The sequence below is a fragment of the Winogradskyella schleiferi genome (genome assembly GCF_013394655.1).
Taxonomy (GTDB): Bacteria; Bacteroidota; Bacteroidia; order Flavobacteriales; family Flavobacteriaceae; genus Winogradskyella; species Winogradskyella schleiferi.
In genome coordinates this window covers 2,498,557-2,518,098 of record NZ_CP053351.1, presented here as the reverse complement: position 1 = coordinate 2,518,098, position 19,542 = coordinate 2,498,557, and the positions used below count along the sequence as shown (strand labels likewise).

Genomic DNA, 19,542 nt, shown 5'->3' with positions numbered 1-19,542 from the left:
AAGGGATTTTACTTGTTTTTACTACAGTACTTTGTTAGCCGTTGTTATTTCCGTAAAGCATATTATTCTCTAATACTCCAAATTTCATGAATTGGATCTCCTTTACTTGATAATCCCGAATGATGCCATTTATCATTAATCAATTCATAACTAAATTTCAACTTGAGTCCTATTTTGGAATCGTCTTTAGAAAAGAACTCAATGTTCTCAATATATTCTCCATTTTTGGTAATATATGTTCCACCACCAGTTCCCATAAACTTTTTAGTTTCTGTATTGTACGCTATCCATTGGAATCGAGTTCCTGATAAAATTTTCATTGTCTTACGTGGTCTGCTTGTATCCCTCAATTGAGTTTCACCATCCTTAATTCTACCAGACATTAACCAAGCACCTTGCAACTTGCCTGGCAAGCCGTTATCTAATCTTTTCAATTTCAGACGAATGTCAACGAATTCAATTTCATTGTCTGAAATGCGTACTTTAAAGCTTACTTGTGTTCCTACGAGTTCCGGAGTGCTTGTATCAAACTCCATTTTTTTAGTCATTGTATTACCTTCTAATTTCCATGTGCCACCAATGGTGCGAATGAATTTGCCAGTAGTACCATTATATGTGGTTGATACTTGATAGCCGTCTGCAAATATGACTACACTTTTTATTAGGTCTCCATTTTTTTAAGTGAAAGAGGTTTCCCATGCACCAATAATTCCTTTGGCATGAAGTACAAAAGAAAAAGATATACAGATGAGAAATATAATTATTTTTTTCATGGATATATGTTTTTAAATAGTTGGTGATGATGAAGGCTAACGATGTTGTATATGATTTCGTTGCGTGTTTAAGCACTAAAGTTAGCAAATAAATCACAGATAGAAAGTCCGCGTCCCGAAAGCTATCGGGATTCGTAAGTAGGCTAGAACTAGCAATAAAATACACACGTTGTGCCTGTTGCAAATCTCTGTTGATAAAGTTAATCACCAGATTGATACCGCCAAGGTTAAGTTGTGTCATTACAAATATTAGAGCTTATCACGCCGACAAAAAAGACAATCAATGTCTTCTGGATATCGTTGGACGATTAAGATCAAGGTTACACCTGTTAGGATTGCTTTGGGGCAACTGTGTAGCCGACACAGGTTATAGCAGCGGAGAGAACTACGCTTTTCTAGAGTAGATAAATTTATTGAGTTTTATTCCGCCACATGGTACTTACAAAGGTGGACCAGGTGGATGTTCACAATGGGTAATAGGATTATTATGTCTGTCCAGAGAGTGTCAACAGTACGAGGGGAGGTTCTATGAAAGGCAAACGCGAAAGCACGGTAGAGCCTGTTTTTGGAACATTCACGCAATTCATGGGCTTGAGGAAAATTAACACCTTGGGTATAGCTCAGGCAAACAAGGTGATGCATTTATCGGCAATGGCCTATAAAGAAGTACTTAAAGTTTGTTCAAAAACTGGCAAAAACCAATGCAAAAGCACTTGATCTTATGTTTATGGAAATAAGAGTACTACGAAAGTGGATATCTTTTAATTTAAACCTATTAAACTCATTAATTTAATTATTAATGGGTTGTGCAGCGGTTACCGTTGTTGGCAGTAGTTTTTATTTTTTTTAGTAAATTCTCTACAAATTTTAATAAAAGTCTGAAATAGTTCTATATAATATTGTATATTTACTATAGGTTGGGCGTAAAAATACTATAATGGAAGTCAAGAGAAAGACAGAGAATTCGAATAAAAAACAGGGTTCAGTTAAAGTTAGGGTTGCTAAAAAAGGAAAAAATCCGGTAAGTTCAAGACATAGCAAGTTTTCACCATCTTGGGTTGTCGTTCATTCTAAGGATGCGCCTGGGTTCAAAATGGAATTAATAGATCGTATTAGAGAAGGTGTGAAAAAGTCAGATTGGAAACAATTGATTCAATACACTGATTCCACTGAAAAAGAGTTTGAACATATTCTTCCTGCATCTATAAGTAGTATGCAAAAGAAAGCTATTTATGGAAAAGAGACATCAGAGCGTATTTATGAGCTAGCTAGATTATTTGGATTAGGTTATGAGGTTTTTGATTCCAAAGAAGATTTCAAGAAATGGCTAATGACTCCATCAAAAACTCTTGGGAATAAAATTCCATTTGAGTTACTTGATAGTAGTATTGGTTTTGAAATGGTAGAAAACGAAATCATTAGAATTCAATATAATGTTTATAGTTAATGATTGTTTACAGAGTTGCTAATGTAAAATATAAAGACTTAACATTATCAGGAATTGGTGCTGAAAAAGTTGGTGGAAGATGGAATTCAGTTGGTACGAGAGCTGTTTATTGTTCAGAAAATATTTCATTAGCGTTATTAGAGTATTATGTGCATTCTGAAAATATTGCATACTTACCTAAAAAAATATTAATTGCAAAAATTCAATTTCCAGACGAGTTTGTAATCGAAGAATTAAAAGAACTTCCCGAAAGATGGAATCAATATCCATACTCTTCCAAAACCACAGATGTTTTTACTGATATAGCAAAAGATCGAAATAAATTTGCTTTAAGAGTACCATCGACTATTGTCGGTCTTGAATCAAATATTATTCTTAATCCTTTATTTAAAGAATTCGGAAAAGTTGAAGTAGTCGAGTTTATTGAATTACCAATTGATGAAAGGCTAAAAAAACATAAACGATAATAATCTAGGTATTTGGGTCAGAATAATTACTGCCAACTGGTTATATCAAAACAAATATAGTTATTTAAACATACTAATTTCGGGATATCAACACTTTATGTATCCTATAGTCTTGCAAAATCAACCCTTTATCACATCCCGATAGTCATCAAAAAAAGCTTCAAATAGGCTCATATTCTTATTAAAGAATTCCATCACTTCGCGCCAGGTATTTTTGTTATGTATAGATACGTTTTCGTCTAACACCAAGTAGATGCGTGAGATTTCTTTACCGTTTTCTAAGTAATATTCTTCTTCGTAAATGGCTTCTGGTAAGAATTCGCTTTTTAATAGGCCCTTTAAGGCCACTAACTTTTCCCAGCAGTTGATGCGGTTTTCCAAATCGTCTTCAAGGTCTAAAGCGATTAAGGCTTGCTTGGTATCGAAATGAAACTTGAAAGCTACGCCTTTGATTTTGGTATCATATAAAAGCCATTTACGTGGAAATGACTTTCCGAAGCTGGTCCAAAATTCTTGTCTGAGTTGTCTAGATTCTTCTTTTGAAAACAATGTGTTTTGGTTTTGGTTTCAAATTTAGTGATAAAATGGATTGTTTAAGTCATTACGAATTACTAAGCATTCCTCAGAATTTTAACTTTCAAGTTATTATTAAACAGAATGCCTTACTTCGACTACGCTCAGCACAGGTAGTTTAATTTTTAAATAAAATAAGCAATCAAAATACCCAAACAAATCGCCACCAACTTTGATAAATTAAACTTATGACCTTCGCCAGTTTCAAACAGAATAGTGGTAGAAATATGTAAAAAGATACCAATAACAATGGCATTGATGACATCCACATAATTGGTCATTATACTAGAATGGTTGGAAATATACGTACCCAAAGGAGTCATGACTGCGAATACCACCAAGAAACTTACCATTTGAAATTTGCTATAGCTAGACTGTAATAAAAAAGCCGTGATTAAAATAGCGATTGGGATTTTATGGATCAGCACACCATAAACCATATCGTTGTGCTGGTGAATAGGAAAACCTTCCAAAAAACTATGAATACATAAACTGATAAATAATAACCAAGGAAATTGGGTATCGTTTTTATGAATATGCACATGGCCATGTTCGGCACCTTTTGAGAAAAACTCTAAAATAATCTGAAGCAAAATACCACACATAATGTACAAACCTGTTAGTTTGGCATCGATATGATGGTAGACTTCTGGTAATAAATCGAATAGCGTGAGTGCCAATAAAAAAGCACCACTAAAAGATAACAACAACTTGGTGTAAATTGACTTTTGTTTCTTGGTCAATAAAGCAATGACAACGCCAATGATAACTGCTAGTAATGGTAGTAAATAGCTATTCATTTATAGGTTTACTTAAAAATCATGATTAAGCGTTCGGATGTTTTGGCATGGAATTTTCGTAATTTATAATCGCCAAATACATCTAACAAATGAACGCCTGCTTTTTCAAACAATGTTTCAAAATCTTCTAAAGTAAATGCTTTTACCCGTTCTTGAAATTCATAGTGTTCGACATCCATACTTCGACTTCGCTCAGCAGGCACTTGAAAACTTATATCCTTTATAATATAACCGTCTTTTACATAGCGTTTTTGATGAAAATCGATGCCTTCAACGGTTTTCACATTCTCAGCCACTAAATGTTCAACCACGTAATTAGTATTCATAAAATCGATGACACCAAAGCCAAATTCATTTAGTTCCGCTTTGATGGATGTTATGGTTTTTAAATTACAGTTCTCGTCATCAAAATACCCAAAACTCGTAAACAGGTTAAAAACGGCATCAAACGTATCTGGATAGGGTTTGCTCATATCATGCACAGCAAACTTCAAGGTTTCGTTTTCGTATTGCTTGGCGTGTGCAATACTTTGTTCCGATAAATCGACTCCTGTAACATCGTAGCCTAAAGAATTTAGATACACCGAATGTCTACCTTTGCCGCATGCTAAATCAAGGATTTTACCGCCTTCGGGCAGATTGAGATAGTTAGTAAGATTATCCATAAACCCTTGGGCTTCATCGTAATCCCGGTCTTTATATAAAATATGGTAGTAAGGTGTGTCAAACCACGATGCGTACCATTGTTTTGTAGATTTAGTCATAACATTAAATGTCCTGCAAAAATACTGTATTTTTGCAATCTATTAAGCGGAACTTATGGACAATAATTATAAGATGTTAGCCAAGACTTTATTTGGCTTCGAAGATATTTTAGCAAAGGAACTGACACAACTTGGTGCCATGGACGTGGAAAAAGGGGTCCGAAACGTGAGTTTTGTTGGCGATAAAGGCTTTATGTATAAGGCCAATCTTGGTCTAAGAACGGCTATTAAAATATTAAAACCCATTCATTCTTTTCGGGTTGCTAGGGAAGAGGATCTTTATAAAAATGTAAAGCAAATGAAGTGGGAAGATTATCTAAAACCCACAGGTTCTTTAGCGGTTGATGCCACGGTTCATAACAGTGTGTTTACACATTCGCAATACACAGCACTAAAAACCAAGGATGCGATTGTCGATCGGTTTAGGGATATTGATGGCACACGACCAGATGTGGATTTACGTTTTCCAGATTTAAAAATCAATGTTCATATTGATAGACAACGTTGTACCATTTCTTTAGACACTTCAGGCGAATCTTTGCACCGACGCGGTTATAAAACAGCCACTAATATTGCTCCAATTAACGAAGTTTTAGCCGCTGGATTAATTATGATGAGTGGATGGGACGGCCAAACCGATTTTATGGATCCAATGTGTGGTAGTGGCACTATACTTGCCGAAGCTGCGATGATTGCTTGTAATATTCCACCAAATTTAATGCGAAAGGAATTCGCTTTTGAACGTTGGAAGGATTGGGATGTGGATTTATTTGAAACAATTGAGGAATCCTTATTGAAGAAAACAAGGGATTTTCATCATAAAATAATTGGTTATGATAAGTCGCCTTCTGCAATTGCCAAAGCGAAGGAAAATATAAAGAATGCGCATTTGGATGAATTTATATATATTCAACATGAAGATTTCTTTAAAACCCAAAAATCAGGTAACGAGAAATTGCACATGGTTTTTAATCCACCATATGGCGAACGTTTAGAAAACTTGAATGTTGAAGAATTCTACGGGAATATTGGGACCACCTTAAAACATGGTTATCCAGGAACCAATGCATGGCTAATTACGTCTAATTTGGAAGCTTTAAAATCAGTGGGCTTAAGACCATCACGAAAAATTAAGGTATTCAACGCTAAGCTTGAAGCGCGATTAGTTAAATACGAAATGTATGAGGGTAGCCGGAAGGCTAGCAAGCAGTAGAAGCCCCTTTAGTTCCCCAGAGGGGAAAATTAGTTCGCAGTCTTTGTCATATTTAGGCAGTAATTTTGTTTACAGTCTGAGTTTATATTTGTGAATCCTAAAGATTTTAATTTAACAAGGCTATTATTTTATTTTTATCCGTGTTAATCTGTGAAATCCGTATCAAGTTATTTCAGCGCAATAATTGGTGAGAATTAGTGAAATTTGTGTCAGCTTTTTTTCTTCGTGAATCTTTGTGTCTTCTCCGATTAACATTATGTAATAGTTCTAAGCCTAAGTTTCTCTGCGTACAGCTTAGCGCCTCTGCGAGAAATTTTTAGCGTCCAAACTCCTCCAATTGCAAATTATAATCATACTGTAAATCCTCGTGCAGCACACTAATTTTCTTTTTGATGGAAAGAATCTGGCGTTCATAAAGATTACTCAACGTGGTGTTTCGATGAATTGATGGTTTTAATTCGTTTAAGCGTTCACAGAAATAGAGCAGGAGTTCAACTTCGGTTGTTTTCTTAAGTGAATATCGACTATAAATCCGAATCTGTCTTAGAATTTTTCGAATCGTTTTCTTCATGTAAAAATAACTGTCTGAGTTAATCCCTTCAAACAATTCGTCTAGAGTTAATTTGACACTTGCGATGTAACCATCTTCATCATGGGATTCAAATAACAAATAGGTCAATAACGCTTTATTTTCCTTTTTGAACTTTCCCAAACGTAGACAAAGCTCCAGAAGTTCTTCTTGCGAAAGATGTTTTAATTCTTTTTTTATGGTGACTATGGATTCAATCTTCATATGATAAATATAGGCATTGTATAATTGGTTAAATATAAAGATTTTGATAAAGGGAAAAGCAGTCAACTATACACTAATTAACTGCTCTAATTTGTCTTTTAATAAAAAATGTAGTTTATCTCAATTTTGGATAATCATGAGGACTCAATTCATGCATAACCTCATAAATCGCTTCAAAAATATCCTCTACAGAAGGTTTTGAAAAATAATCGCCATCAGTTCCGTAAGCTGGCCTGTGAGGTTTGGCTGCTAAAGTTTTTGGTTGGCTATCTAAATATTGAAACGCATTTTGCACATTCAATATTTGATCTAAAATATAAGCCGAAGCGCCACCTTTGACATCTTCGTCAATAACCATAACTCTGTTTGTTTTGGCTATACTTTTTACAATATCATGGTTTAAATCAAACGGTAATAAAGACTGCACATCAATAATTTCTGCATCAATACCAACGACTTGAAGTTCTTTTGCAGCTTGTTCTACCAAACGCAAGGTAGAGCCATAGGAGACTAAGGTAATATCGTCGCCTTCCCTAATTTTTTCGACCACTCCAATTGGTGTTTTAAATTTTCCAATATTGTTGGGTAACTTCTCTTTAAGTCGGTAACCGTTTAAACATTCAATGACTAAAGCTGGTTCGTCACTATCTAACAGCGTGTTGTAGAATCCGGCAGCTTTAGTCATGTTTCTTGGGACTAACACATGGATACCTCTGACCAAGTTTAATACGCCTCCCATTTGTGATCCAGAATGCCAGATGCCTTCCAAACGATGACCACGGGTTCTTACAATTAATGGCGCTTTTTGGCGACCTTTAGTTCTGTATTGTACCGTTGCCAAATCATCACTCATGATTTGAAGTGCATACATAATATAATCTAAGTACTGAATCTCAGCAATAGGTCTTAAACCACGCATAGCCATCCCAATACCTTGACCGATAATGGTGGCTTCCCTTATCCCTGTATCAGAAACCCGAAGCGCTCCATATTTTTCCTGAAGCCCTTCCAAACCTTGATTCACATCTCCAATATAACCAGCATCTTCTCCAAAAATTAAAGCTTCTGGATAACTATTGAAAATAGCATCAAAATTTTCCCGTAAAACAACGCGTCCATCAACATCTTTGGCATCATCGGCATAGGTTGGTATAATTTCAGATTGATTCAAAGCATTGTGCTCTGATTCGCTATGTAAATGTGAACTGTATTTAGGCTGAATTTTAGTGATGTAATTATTTATCCAATTCTGAAGCGCCAATTTCTCAGAAGATGATTCTGAAACCACATACCGCAATGCTCTTCGTGTGGCAGACAATATATCGCGTCGTAATGGCTCATCTAAAGCTTCTAAATCGTTTTTAAATTTTTTGATGAAAACGCCATTCGGGCTAGAAGCTGCTAATTTATCTAACAAGTTTAGTGCTTCAGTGCGCTCGGATAAAATAGGATTATGGAATGCTGTCCAAGCGGCCTTTTTAGCGGCTCTAACTTCTTTTTTAATGCTACGTTCCAAAACAATCAATTCTTCGGTCGTGGCAATATTATTTTCAATAATCCATTTGCGCATTTGCGCATTACAATCGTATTCGGCTTCCCAAGCTAAACGTTCCTGATCCTTGTAACGCTCATGGGATCCAGATGTGGAATGCCCTTGCGGCTGCGTTAATTCTTGAACATGAATCATTACAGGCACATGCTCTTTTCTAGAGATTTTAGCAGCTCTTTGGTAGGTATCCATTAATTCTGGATAGTTCCAACCATCGACTCTGAAAATCTCATATCCTTTATCGTCTTCGTTGCGTTGAAAACCTTTTAGAATTTCAGAAATATTTTCTTTTGTAGTTTGGTGTCTGGCGTGTACAGAGATACCATAATTATCATCCCAAATACTAACGATCATTGGCACTTGTAAAACACCTGCTGCATTTATGGTTTCAAAAAACAAGCCTTCACTTGTACTCGCATTACCAATGGTTCCCCAAGCAATTTCATTTCCCGATTTAGAAAAATTTGTAGTATCAATGCCTTTAACTTTTCTGTATATTTTAGACGCTTGTGCCAACCCTAAAAGTCTAGGCATTTGTCCTGCTGTAGGTGAAATATCTGCACTTGAGTTTTTCTGCTCTGTTAGATTTTTCCAATTCCCATCAGCATCTAAACTATGCGTTGCAAAATGGCCTCCCATTTGGCGACCGGCTGACATTGGTTCGTCTTTTATATCTGTATTAGCGTATAATCCTGCGAAGAACTGTTCGATGGTCAATTCGCCAATGGCCATCATAAAAGTTTGATCCCTGTAATAACCTGATCTGAAATCGCCATTTTCAAAAGCTTTTGCCCAAGCAATTTGTGGGATTTCCTTTCCATCTCCAAAAATACCAAACTTTGCCTTTCCTGTTAAAACTTCCCTACGACCCAACAAACTACATTCTCTACTGGTTACTGCCAGTTTGTAATCATTTAAAACTTCAGCTTTAAAATCTTCAAATGTAATTTCTGTTTTGGTGTTAGGGTTGGTCTTCATGCAAGTACTGTTTAAGTGTAGGTCCAAATAAATTCCAAAATAATAATAAGAATCATTTTAAGAAGTATCTGGTATTGCGAAAGTACGAAAAATTAAAATTTTATGCAATAGCATAGAACGTTATAATCTTGAATTATTCTCAAAAAAGTAAACTAAAGACGGAGAATTGTTTAAATAAAATCAGAAATTTAACTTTTCAATAAGAATTTGCTAATAATCTCATTATAGGTTTTCAGTTTTAGCGCATTAAAAAGGTTGAAATCAGATCAATACCATTTTCTTCTAAATAAACCTAAAAGTACTTGCGGATCTACAGTGAACATAAATCGAATACGTTGGTCGTAATCTTGTTCCGCAATTTCCCAACCAAGATTAGAATACACAGGAAAGTAGATTTCAAAATAATCTTCGACAAGCGTTAATCGGATACCGGAGTCGTAAACAAATTTGGTGTTTTCATATTTGTTTTTTACTAAACCAACATCACCATAAGCTTGTATATATCTCCAAATAGACGTACTAAAATTAGCCGTTGTCATCCATTGGTTGGCAAAAGGTGTTTCTAATTTAGATTTAAAACCACCCTCTGCAATTATGATTTGTTGACTGAATATTCCGGTGGCTTCAGAACGCCCCAAATAGTTAAAGTCAAACAAGTAATCCGTTGGTCTATCCAGAGCGAAACTAAAATAATTAGATCCTAAATCGGAGTTGTTTTCTAAAAAGAAACCTGCAAAAAACCTGAAGCTGATATTTCGATTGCTTTTAGTCAGTTTTCTAATTTCATAATTAAAAGATACTTTACTGAATTTATCCGCAATTTGAAGATCGGTTCTGATTGTAGAATAATTAATGACTCCAGGATTTGAATGCACGTACCTTAAGTTGAAGACACCATAATCCGGTTCATCTACAACCACAGTTGCGTTTTCTCCAATTTCTCTTTTTATGCTTATATACCTTGCGTTTATATGATCTGTTTTATTGGATCTTAAGTCAGTATTATCCCTAAAACTAAATGAAATGGAAGGGCGGATTCTTGTAAAAAAAGCATCTTCTCCAAAGGATTGGTAAGCCGCTGAGATTCCATAGGAAATATCATAAAGATTTTGATTTTCTAAATTATGGGAATAATAAACACTTAAACCTCCTGTAAACGACTTAGAACTTGTTCCATATTGCGGAGAGAACTTGTAATTTAAGCGTTTTCTTAAAATGGTTTTATTATAGAATTTAGCGCCTAATGTCAATCCGTCGTATATGTTGTTGAATTCCACTAAAGGCATCAAGAACACCTGATTATAATTTGGGTCCTCAATATCCTTAAACAATCGAAACTGTAAAGGTTTGTTGTTCAGAAAAGATCCTTTTGCCGCTCTATAATTATCACGTTGATTAAATTCGGGTATAACATTATCATAGTCTAATATAAACTTCTCGGTACTGTCCTTTGGTAGTGAAATGGTTTTGGTGCCTTTTATGTTCTCCACCCATAATTTACCCATTACCGAATCGTTTTTCATCTTAAAGACCGAAATAGGCATGGTATTGTTCCTTTTGTTCTTTATGGTTAATTTTAAAGAGTCGTCGGTAGTTTCTAAATCAGTAATCTTAAAGTCTATTTTCTTTCTGGTATTGATATAATCTGTAAAAAACCAGCGTATGTCCTTATCCGTTTGTGAGGTTATAAAAGTTTCAAAATCGCTGATTTTAATCTGTTTTAATCGATTTGTTTCTAGGAATTCCGTAATTAATTCAGATAAATTGATATCTTCTGCAAACGCATCTAAATAGTTAAGTCCGACGCCTGCTTTATACTTTCCGGCAATATTTGAATTGAATTTTGTGAGAGAATCTTTGGACATGCTCAAAGGTTGATCTTTATTTTTCCGGGCAATTTCCATCGCATATAGAAAATAGCGAAAGTTAAAATTAAGATCTGCCGCATGAAATGCCTTTATGCCCCAAATATCAGATAAGGTTCCCAATAGTTTTAAGTCTGGATAATACTCATCAACATACTTGGCCAAATAATAGATTTGAAGCCCTTCACTTAACCAGTGTTCTTTTCGTGGATTTAGTAAAAGCACATTATCAATATATTTTTTTAAAGCGGTTTTCACCAATTTTAATTCGTACTGAAGATCATCTGGAAAAGGTCTGAAAAATGCAGGTAATTGATTCAGCCCATAAAGTGGGTTTTTCCTGTAATCAATTGAAGTAACCATCAATTGCCTATGCGGATAATCGCCTAATTGTTCCGATAGATATTTTGTTACGCGGTCTGTTATAAGCGCTTTTTCGGGACCTTGTAAACCTTTTTCGCTAATGTTTGAAATTAGAATAAAATCATCCGTTTGTATAAAGCCATAGGGAGGAAATTTATGTAATGATAAAAAGGTGTCGATACGATCTTTTCCAGTTAGAATTGTAGTTTGGGTATTGTCGTCTTTATCAAAACCCACAGCACTAAAATTTAACTCAGAAGTAACTCTATAGTTTCTTGGATGCGTAATACTTATAGTGATATCCGACTTTGGAACAAACATATCATCTAAATTCTTATTGCTATAATACTGCCATTCTCCGTCATAAACTGCAGGTGTGATATACCAATATTTTAAATCGAAGTCATTAGTTTTAGTAAATCCATAATCTGTAAAAGTAGCGTCTGGTATTTTAAGTTGATAGTTGAGCGTTAATGTGTACGTTTTGTTGGGTAATAAAGGATTTTCTAGTTTCACCTTTATCACATCTGGATGTGCTTCCAAACGGTTGTGTTCTAAAGAGGAGTCATTCTCGTTTTTAATTGAAGTTATAACCGTAAAACCACGTTGTTCATTTTTCGCCAAATGAAATTTGGTACTGAACTCTTCTTCAAAACGTTTGGCTAAAGGCGTGGATTTTGTAGAATAGCTATGATTCCAATCGTTGAGGTAAATTTCCCTTAATACATCGTTAGATTCATTTTGATAAACAATAGTTTGGGAAATGGAAATGGTTTTGGTTTCCACATTTACCTTGGCATTAATATCCATTGCGTTTTGAGCCTCTATGGTGAAGCCAAAAACAATTAAAAGGACTGTTGTAATGAGGTGTTTATTCAATTAGCAATGATAAATTTAATAGGGTTAGATGGGATATTGGATACCTTCAAATAATACAAACCATTTTGCAAATCGGAAACATTAAAATGTTGTTTGCTGTCAGAATTCATCAGAAATGTCTTTACATTTTGTCCCAAATTATTATAAATGTTTAAGCGCTCATTGTATAAATCGAAGTGATCAATATTTAACGTGAGGTTCTGATTAATAATTGTAGTTTCCAACTGCATTCCAGATAAAAGTTCAACAGCTTCGTTACTTAAAAAAGTGGCATCCGTTTCCAATGACACAGTAACGGGAAGATGATCGCTAAAATTGTGTAATGCATTCCTTAATTCATACGAAAATTGAGAGCCTGTGGTTTCACAATCGGAAGAATTTATGGATTTATTCCAACAAGAAATCAAACCGTTGTTGCCATATACTTGATAAGAATTAGGAACATATGTCACATCTGCCGTACTCGTCATGTTTTCAGAAGTAAGTATAAAATCGAATCGGTCATCAAAACCACCTGTTGAGCCTCCCAATCCGTTTTGAGTACGTGTAGATTGGGTAAAAACATCAACATAATTAGGATTGTTGTGCCAACTGCCAATTCGGTTAGCAGGATCTACGAACGTAATTGAATTAGCACTGCTTATTAACGTTTGAAAGGCGCCTTCACTATTGGTATATACATTTAAATCGCCTCCCAATAAGACATTAGTGTCTGTTGGTAAAGTATCTAAATACGTTTCTAAATCCTGAACCATCTCAAAACGCTTCTGTGCATTAAAAGTTCCGCTGGATGCCTTTAAATGACAAATTATGACATAAATTTCAATAGGATCTGTGGCCTGATTTATAGTGTTTAATTGTATACGGTAAACATTAAAATCGCGTAAATACGTAGGCACAATAATTTCTTCTTCTATTGTAAATTTTGTGCTATCGTAATAAAGTAGATTTTGTAAATCATTTTGATCCCCAAAATTATCATCTGAAGTATTAGATACATAAGTGGCCATTTCAAAATTAGAATTAACGGCAGACTTAACGGTATTTAAAACATCCATAGCTCCAGTGATGTTATTGAGCTCACAGACTAAGAATAAATCAGGCTGATAGTCATTAAGAATGTAAGATAGGTCATCAATCCGATTTGGAACGGCTTCTTCAAGAGGGTAATTTAATAAATTATAAAACATTACTTTAACTGTTTCTTGTGCAGAAACATGGGTAAAAGCAAGGCATATAATCGTGAAAAAACCTAGAATTTTCTTTTTCATAGCGTTGAATAAAAATTATGGTTTTGGTAAATTTATTTTAACTTTTTCAATTGGCTGCAAAATAATCTTTTTTACTCACTTTACATCAAATTTCGTTCTGTAGCTCAGGCTATGCAACTTAAAAATGGTTTCAATTGTGAAAACTATTCTCAGTTTTTCGCTAGAATCAGAAAGTATGCATTGAATTCTAAAAGTTAGGACTAAGGTCGTACTCTTTATAAAAATCGTTTAGAATTTCTATGACTTCATCTGCGCTGTCTACTAAATGAATTAAGTCCAAATCTTTAGCGCTTATATTTTTAGCATCTATAAGTGTGGTTTTTACCCAGTCCATCAAACCTCCCCAAAAATCTTTTCCTACTAAAATAATAGGAAATGATTCTATCTTATGAGTTTGTATTAAAGTCATTGCTTCAAACAATTCATCGAGGGTTCCAAAACCTCCTGGCATTACCACAAAACCTTGAGAATATTTTACAAACATTACCTTTCTAACAAAGAAGTAGTCAAAATCTAAGCTTTTGTCGCTGTCTATGTATGGATTGTCATGTTGTTCAAAAGGCAATTCGATATTTAAACCAACGGAAGTTCCACCTGCAATATGTGCGCCCTTGTTACCTGCTTCCATGATACCTGGTCCACCACCTGTAATAACGCCATAGCCTTGATCTACAATTTTAGTAGCAACTTCTTCGGCTAATTTATAATATTTATGGTCTGGTTTGGTTCTTGCTGAACCAAAAATAGAAACACAAGGTCCTATTTTACTCAATTTTTCGTAACCGTTTACAAATTCTCCCATGATTTTAAAAATCGCCCAAGAGTCGTTTGTTTTTATTTCATTCCAGCCTTTGTTTTTAATTTCGCTTTGCATATAATTGATAAAATTTTGTATAACAATATAAAAGCCATATTAATATATGGCCTTGTCTAAATATAAAGACCACCAAAGTTAAGATAAATTGAGGGAATCTTGTTCTAATATTGACAAAAAAATAAGCGTACCCAAATGAATGGATACGCTTAATGTTTAAAATTTCAAAGTGTTTATAAAGGTTTTCTACCCGATATAATATTATATAGGATTATAATTACAGCGATTACAAGTAAAATATGAATTAAACTACTAGAACCAAGACCAGGAACAATTCCTAATAATCCTAATAACCATACAACGATTGCGATTACGGCAACAAGCCAAAGAATACTTTTCATAATGTTTTGATGTTTTTTTGTTAGATACTACAAGTTAAATAACATTATGAAGACCACCATAGAATTTAATCAATTGGGTTAACAATATAAGTAAATGCGCAACAATTTGCTTTTTCAGTGTACTTCCCTGAATAGAGTTGACCGTTTTTTAGTTATTTACTTCATTGTTAAAAATAGTCATTATGGGTCTATTTTTTGGTTTTAAGGTTGACCAATATTTCTCAAAATTGTCTGGGCTCATTTTTGGTAAACTTTTATGTGTTCTTTTTTCATTATAATTCTTAACTGCTTTTGCTACACATTTTTTTAATTGAAAGAAGGTTTCTGGTTTCCAATAATCTAAATATTCTTCTTTTATAGTTCTATTGATTCGTTCTGCATATGCATTGTCCAGTCCACTTAAAGACATACTTATCTTAGTGCCATTGCTTACCAGTAAGTCTATGTATTTACTGTAAGTGTATTGGCTTCCCCTGTCCGAGTTATGGATCTCGGGTGCATTATTTTCCTTGATTGCCATTTTAAGTGCTTCTACATTCGCTTGCGCTCTCATGTTATCAGATACGATAAACCCAACAATCTTTTTTGTATAAACATCTATTATAAACACAGCGTAATAGTGTTTTCCGTTGAGCGGCAGATAGGTTATGTCCGATTGCCATACCACGTTTGGTGCGTTTACCCTTAGACCTTTTATTAGGTTGGGATAAAACTTTTTACCTGCTATTGTTGTGCGTTTATAATTCCTTTTCTTTTTAATTCTGTAACCAAGACCCATCATGGTTTCTATAAAACGGTCTCGACCTATAAAATCCGGATCTAATATATTGTACATCTTTTCTACTCCACAACCAGGATGATCCTCCCGAAGATCATCTGCCTCTAATATTAATTGAGACACTCGACTATCGAAAACCGCTTGCCGCTTTGCATACTGGTTAACGGCTTGTTTACTGATGCCTATGGTTTTATAAAGCTGGTTCATACTAAAACTTAGTGTTTCTTTATGTGTTCTGAACCAGTTGATTGCGGAGTGTTGGAATTTTTTTTGATATCTATACTTAAATCGTCTTCTGCAATATCAATTAGCTTCTCCAAATAATCTATCTTTATCTGTTTACGCCCAACTATGGCTTCAAGCTCTTTTATTCGGGCTTGTTGTTCTTTCATCTTTTGGGCACTACTGTTTTTCATCTCTACAACTCTTGAACCTTTTTCGTTAAAGGTAGAAAATTTATGGATCCAACTGTAAATTGATGTATTGCTTATGTTGTGTAATTTTTCCAATTGAGGCACGCTAAATTGACCAGATTCAAAATCTTTTACGATTTGTCGTTTAAATTCTTCAGAATAAATTCGTTTCTTTTTTAATAGTTTAATGTTTGCTTTCATAAGTTTACACTTTGTTTAAAGTGGTCAACCTATACTAGGGACATACACAGGCTAGTTTTCGGTATTCAGGCCTCAGTGTTCAGTAAAAAGTGTAACGTATGAGGCTCAAGGTATTTTCCGATTATACGTTTTTACGCTTTAAGCCAGCTCCTTCTTTAGAAATTGAGCAGTATAACTCTTTTTATCCTTTACGATTTGCTCTGGAGTGCCTTTCGCAACGACATTTCCACCCCCTTTTCCGCCTTCATAACCAATGTCAATAATATAATCTACGGTTTTAATCACATCTAGATTGTGCTCAATAATTAAGACGGTATTCCCTTTATCTACTAATTTATTGAGGACTTTCATCAAGACTCTAATATCTTCAAAGTGCAAACCTGTGGTAGGTTCGTCTAGAATATAAAACGTATTTCCTGTGTCGCGTTTACTGAGTTCCGTCGCTAACTTTATACGTTGTGCTTCACCACCAGAAAGTGTGGTACTTTGTTGACCTAAAGTGATATAGCCCAAGCCAACATTTTTAATGGTTTTTAGTTTTCTATGAATTTTTGGAATATTTTCGAAGAAACCGACAGCTTCTTCAATCGTCATATTCAAAACATCACTTATCGATTTTCCCTTATATCGTATTTCTAAAGTTTCTCTATTAAAACGTTTGCCTTGGCAGGTTTCACACTCCACATAAACATCTGGTAGAAAGTTCATTTCAATCACACGTAAACCAGCGCCTTGGCAAGTTTCGCAACGTCCACCTTTTACGTTGAAGCTGAAACGCCCAGGTTTATAACCACGAATCATCGCTTCGGGAATTTTAGAAAACAAGCTTCTTATTTCATCGAAGGTTTTGGTATAGGTTGCCGGATTACTTCTCGGTGTGCGTCCAATAGGTGATTGGTTAATGTCAATCACTTTGTCTAAATGCTCTAGACCTTTGATACTTTTGTAAGGCATTGGTTTTTTAACGCCATTAAAATAATGTGCATTGAGAATAGGGTAGAGGGTTTCATTAATTAAGGTCGATTTTCCACTTCCTGAAACTCCCGTAACACCAATCATTTGCCCTAAAGGAAACTCAACATCTACGTTCTTCAGGTTGTTACCTGTGCAACCTTTTAAGACCATTTTTTTACCATTGCCTTTTCGTCTGGTCTTTGGGACTTCAATTTCCTTTTCACCGTTGAGGTATGCCGCAGTTAACGTATGTTGTTTCAGCAATTCTTTTGGTGTACCTTCACTGATGATTTCACCTCCATGTTTACCAGCAAAAGGACCGATATCTATCACATGGTCGGCACGTTCTATCATATCTTTATCGTGTTCAACGACGATTACCGAGTTACCAACATCCCGTAACGACACTAATGAATTGATTAGTTTTTCATTATCACGCTGGTGTAAACCAATACTTGGTTCATCAAGAATATACAGGACGCCTACCAATTGTGAGCCAATTTGCGTTGCCAATCTTATACGTTGTGCTTCGCCTCCGGAAAGCGATTTAGAACTCCGGTTTAAGCTGAGGTAAGTGAGTCCCACATCGAGTAAAAACTGAACTCTATTTCTTATTTCCTTTATGATTTCAGCTGAAATCTGTTGTTGTTTTTTGGATAATCGATTTGTTAGTCCATCTAACCAAGCTCCTAATTCAACAACGTCCATCATTACCAATTCTGCAATGCTTTTACCATCCACTTTAAAGTAAAGCGATTCTTTTCGTAATCTTGAACCCTCGCAAACGGAACATTCTATCTTATCCATGTACTCTTTTGCCCATCGTTTTAGTTTGGTTGAGTCTGAGTTGAACTGACTTTCGATAAAATTGGCGACACCTTCAAAATCTATTTTATAATCGCGTGAAACCCCTAACAATTTACTCTCAACGGTAAACTTATCTTTTCCGCCATGAAGAATAACTTGTTTGGCTTCTTCGGGAATGTCTTTCCAAGGGTCACTTAATGAAAACTCAAATCGCTGCGCAATGGTTTCGAATTGCTTAAAAATCCAGCTTTTCTTTTGAGGACCGTGTGGTGCTAATGCGCCATTTTTTATGGATAATGATTCGTCTGGCACCAACTTGCGATCATTGACCACATATAATTCACCAATACCGTTACAATTTTGGCAAGCTCCTTTTGGTGAGTTGAATGAGAAATTATTCGGTTCTGGATTTGGATAGGATATTCCAGAGGAAGGACACATTAAATTCCGGCTAAAAAAACGAGGTTCGTTGGTATCTTGGTCAATAACCATTAGAACATCTTCTCCATGATACATCGCTGTATTGATGGATTCCATTAGGCGTTTTTCATTGTTTTCTTTGTCGTCAATCTTCAATCTATCGATTACAATTTCGATATCGTGGGTTTTATAACGGTCTAGTTTCATGCCCTTTTCAATATCCACAATCTCGCCATCTGTTCTCACTTTGACGAAGCCTTGCTTGGCAATTTGCTCAAACAATTCGCGATAATGTCCTTTACGAGAACGGACCACAGGAGATAAAATATTGATTCGTTTGCCATTGTACGATTCTAAAATAAGGTCTTTTATCTGCTCATCGTTATAGCTTACCATTTGTTCGCCAGTTTCATAACTGTAAGCATCCGCTGCTCTGGCATATAATAAACGCAGAAAATCGTAGATTTCAGTAATGGTACCAACTGTAGAACGTGGCGATTTGCTCGTGGTTTTTTGCTCAATGGCTATTACAGGTGACAGACCGTCGATTTTATCTACATCAGGACGTTCTAAACTCCCTAAAAACTGACGTGCGTAAGCCGAAAAGGTTTCAATATAGCGACGTTGTCCTTCGGCATAAATAGTATCGAAAGCTAATGATGATTTTCCACTACCAGAAAGACCGGTTATAACAACTAGTTTATCTCTCGGAATGGTAACATCTATATTTTTTAGGTTGTGAACGCGTGCTCCTTTTACTTCAATGGAATCGTTGAATTGGCTCATAAATGTTTAAATCCTTCTTTTATTTTTAGCAATTCTGCAAAGGTACTGATTTTAGATGTTAATTTAATGTGAACGTTTATTTGGATTTATTAATGTCAGTCTCAGTCTCAGCCTCAGCCTCAGTCTCAGTCTCAGTCTCAGTCTCAGTCTCGGACAAGGTCGCATTCGCAGTTCTGTTAGGGAGGAATTCAATATTTACCTATAGATTACAAAGTGCGCTGTACGTTAGAACC

At 35.1% G+C, this 19,542-nt stretch carries 16 protein-coding genes and 1 pseudogene; 4 read left to right on the top strand and 13 right to left on the bottom strand.

The window, feature by feature from the left end:
• Positions 1 to 62: 62 nt before the first annotated feature.
• Positions 63 to 548 carry a hypothetical protein gene (locus HM990_RS10895; protein WP_229719250.1) on the bottom strand — a complete coding sequence of 162 codons (486 nt, stop codon included), beginning with the start codon at positions 546 to 548 and terminating at the stop codon, positions 63 to 65.
• 461 nt (positions 549 to 1,009) lie between these two features.
• Here HM990_RS10895 and HM990_RS20000 point away from each other — a divergent pair.
• The 3 genes and pseudogenes from HM990_RS20000 to HM990_RS10880 form a co-directional block, all read left to right on the top strand.
• Positions 1,010 to 1,485: pseudogene (locus HM990_RS20000) on the top strand (IS1182 family transposase); the annotation flags it as partial.
• Between the two features lie 225 nt (positions 1,486 to 1,710).
• Positions 1,711 to 2,220, top strand: a complete 510-nt coding sequence (locus HM990_RS10885; protein WP_178988963.1) for an antitoxin Xre/MbcA/ParS toxin-binding domain-containing protein — start codon at positions 1,711 to 1,713, stop codon at positions 2,218 to 2,220.
• On the top strand, positions 2,220 to 2,687 hold the full coding sequence (locus HM990_RS10880; protein ID WP_178988962.1) for an RES family NAD+ phosphorylase: 468 nt from the start codon (positions 2,220 to 2,222) through the stop codon (positions 2,685 to 2,687). Before HM990_RS10885 ends, HM990_RS10880 begins: the two co-directional genes overlap by 1 nt.
• Positions 2,688 to 2,807: 120 nt before the next feature.
• On the opposite strand, the gene HM990_RS10875 is transcribed toward HM990_RS10880, so the two are convergent.
• The 3 genes from HM990_RS10875 to HM990_RS10865 all read right to left on the bottom strand — a co-directional run bounded on the left by HM990_RS10875 (position 2,808) and on the right by HM990_RS10865 (position 4,824).
• A complete protein-coding gene (locus HM990_RS10875) occupies positions 2,808 to 3,236 on the bottom strand; it encodes a DUF4268 domain-containing protein (protein WP_178988961.1) in 429 nt (142 codons plus the stop codon).
• Between the two features lie 149 nt (positions 3,237 to 3,385).
• Positions 3,386 to 4,060 carry a ZIP family metal transporter gene (locus HM990_RS10870; RefSeq protein ID WP_178988960.1) on the bottom strand — a complete coding sequence of 225 codons (675 nt, stop codon included), beginning with the start codon at positions 4,058 to 4,060 and terminating at the stop codon, positions 3,386 to 3,388.
• 8 nt (positions 4,061 to 4,068) lie between these two features.
• Entirely contained in the window at positions 4,069 to 4,824 is a 756-nt protein-coding gene (locus HM990_RS10865; RefSeq protein WP_178988959.1) for a class I SAM-dependent methyltransferase, read from the bottom strand.
• A 55-nt stretch (positions 4,825 to 4,879) separates the two neighbouring features.
• Here HM990_RS10865 and HM990_RS10860 point away from each other — a divergent pair, with 55 nt between their 5' ends.
• Positions 4,880 to 6,037: a THUMP domain-containing class I SAM-dependent RNA methyltransferase gene (locus tag HM990_RS10860; protein WP_178988958.1), complete on the top strand. Its 1,158-nt coding sequence runs from the start codon at positions 4,880 to 4,882 to the stop codon at positions 6,035 to 6,037.
• Between the two features lie 316 nt (positions 6,038 to 6,353).
• Here the strand turns inward: HM990_RS10860 and HM990_RS10855 are convergent, their stop codons facing one another.
• The 9 genes from HM990_RS10855 to uvrA form a co-directional block, all read right to left on the bottom strand.
• On the bottom strand, positions 6,354 to 6,830 hold the full coding sequence (locus HM990_RS10855; RefSeq protein WP_178988957.1) for a hypothetical protein: 477 nt from the start codon (positions 6,828 to 6,830) through the stop codon (positions 6,354 to 6,356).
• Positions 6,831 to 6,945: 115 nt separating this feature from the next.
• Positions 6,946 to 9,357, bottom strand: coding sequence for an alpha-ketoacid dehydrogenase subunit alpha/beta (locus HM990_RS10850; protein WP_178988956.1), 2,412 nt, complete (start codon positions 9,355 to 9,357; stop codon positions 6,946 to 6,948).
• Positions 9,358 to 9,623: 266 nt separating this feature from the next.
• Positions 9,624 to 12,464, bottom strand: a complete 2,841-nt coding sequence (locus HM990_RS10845) for a gluzincin family metallopeptidase (RefSeq protein WP_178988955.1) — start codon at positions 12,462 to 12,464, stop codon at positions 9,624 to 9,626.
• A complete protein-coding gene (locus tag HM990_RS10840; protein ID WP_178988954.1) occupies positions 12,461 to 13,735 on the bottom strand; it encodes a T9SS type A sorting domain-containing protein in 1,275 nt (424 codons plus the stop codon). The genes HM990_RS10845 and HM990_RS10840 overlap by 4 nt, the downstream gene beginning before the upstream one ends.
• A 187-nt stretch (positions 13,736 to 13,922) precedes the next feature.
• Positions 13,923 to 14,609 carry an LOG family protein gene (locus HM990_RS10835; protein WP_178988953.1) on the bottom strand — a complete coding sequence of 229 codons (687 nt, stop codon included), beginning with the start codon at positions 14,607 to 14,609 and terminating at the stop codon, positions 13,923 to 13,925.
• A 173-nt stretch (positions 14,610 to 14,782) separates the two neighbouring features.
• A complete protein-coding gene (locus HM990_RS10830) occupies positions 14,783 to 14,950 on the bottom strand; it encodes a lmo0937 family membrane protein (protein WP_178988952.1) in 168 nt (55 codons plus the stop codon).
• 148 nt (positions 14,951 to 15,098) lie between these two features.
• On the bottom strand, positions 15,099 to 15,935 hold the full coding sequence (locus HM990_RS10825; protein ID WP_178987626.1) for an IS3 family transposase: 837 nt from the start codon (positions 15,933 to 15,935) through the stop codon (positions 15,099 to 15,101).
• 8 nt (positions 15,936 to 15,943) lie between these two features.
• Positions 15,944 to 16,342 (bottom strand): transposase, encoded by a 399-nt coding sequence (locus tag HM990_RS10820; RefSeq protein ID WP_178987625.1) that lies wholly within the window; start codon positions 16,340 to 16,342, stop codon positions 15,944 to 15,946.
• 138 nt (positions 16,343 to 16,480) lie between these two features.
• Positions 16,481 to 19,309: an excinuclease ABC subunit UvrA gene (gene uvrA, locus HM990_RS10815; protein ID WP_178988951.1), complete on the bottom strand. Its 2,829-nt coding sequence runs from the start codon at positions 19,307 to 19,309 to the stop codon at positions 16,481 to 16,483.
• Between the last annotated feature and the right edge of the window lie 233 nt (positions 19,310 to 19,542).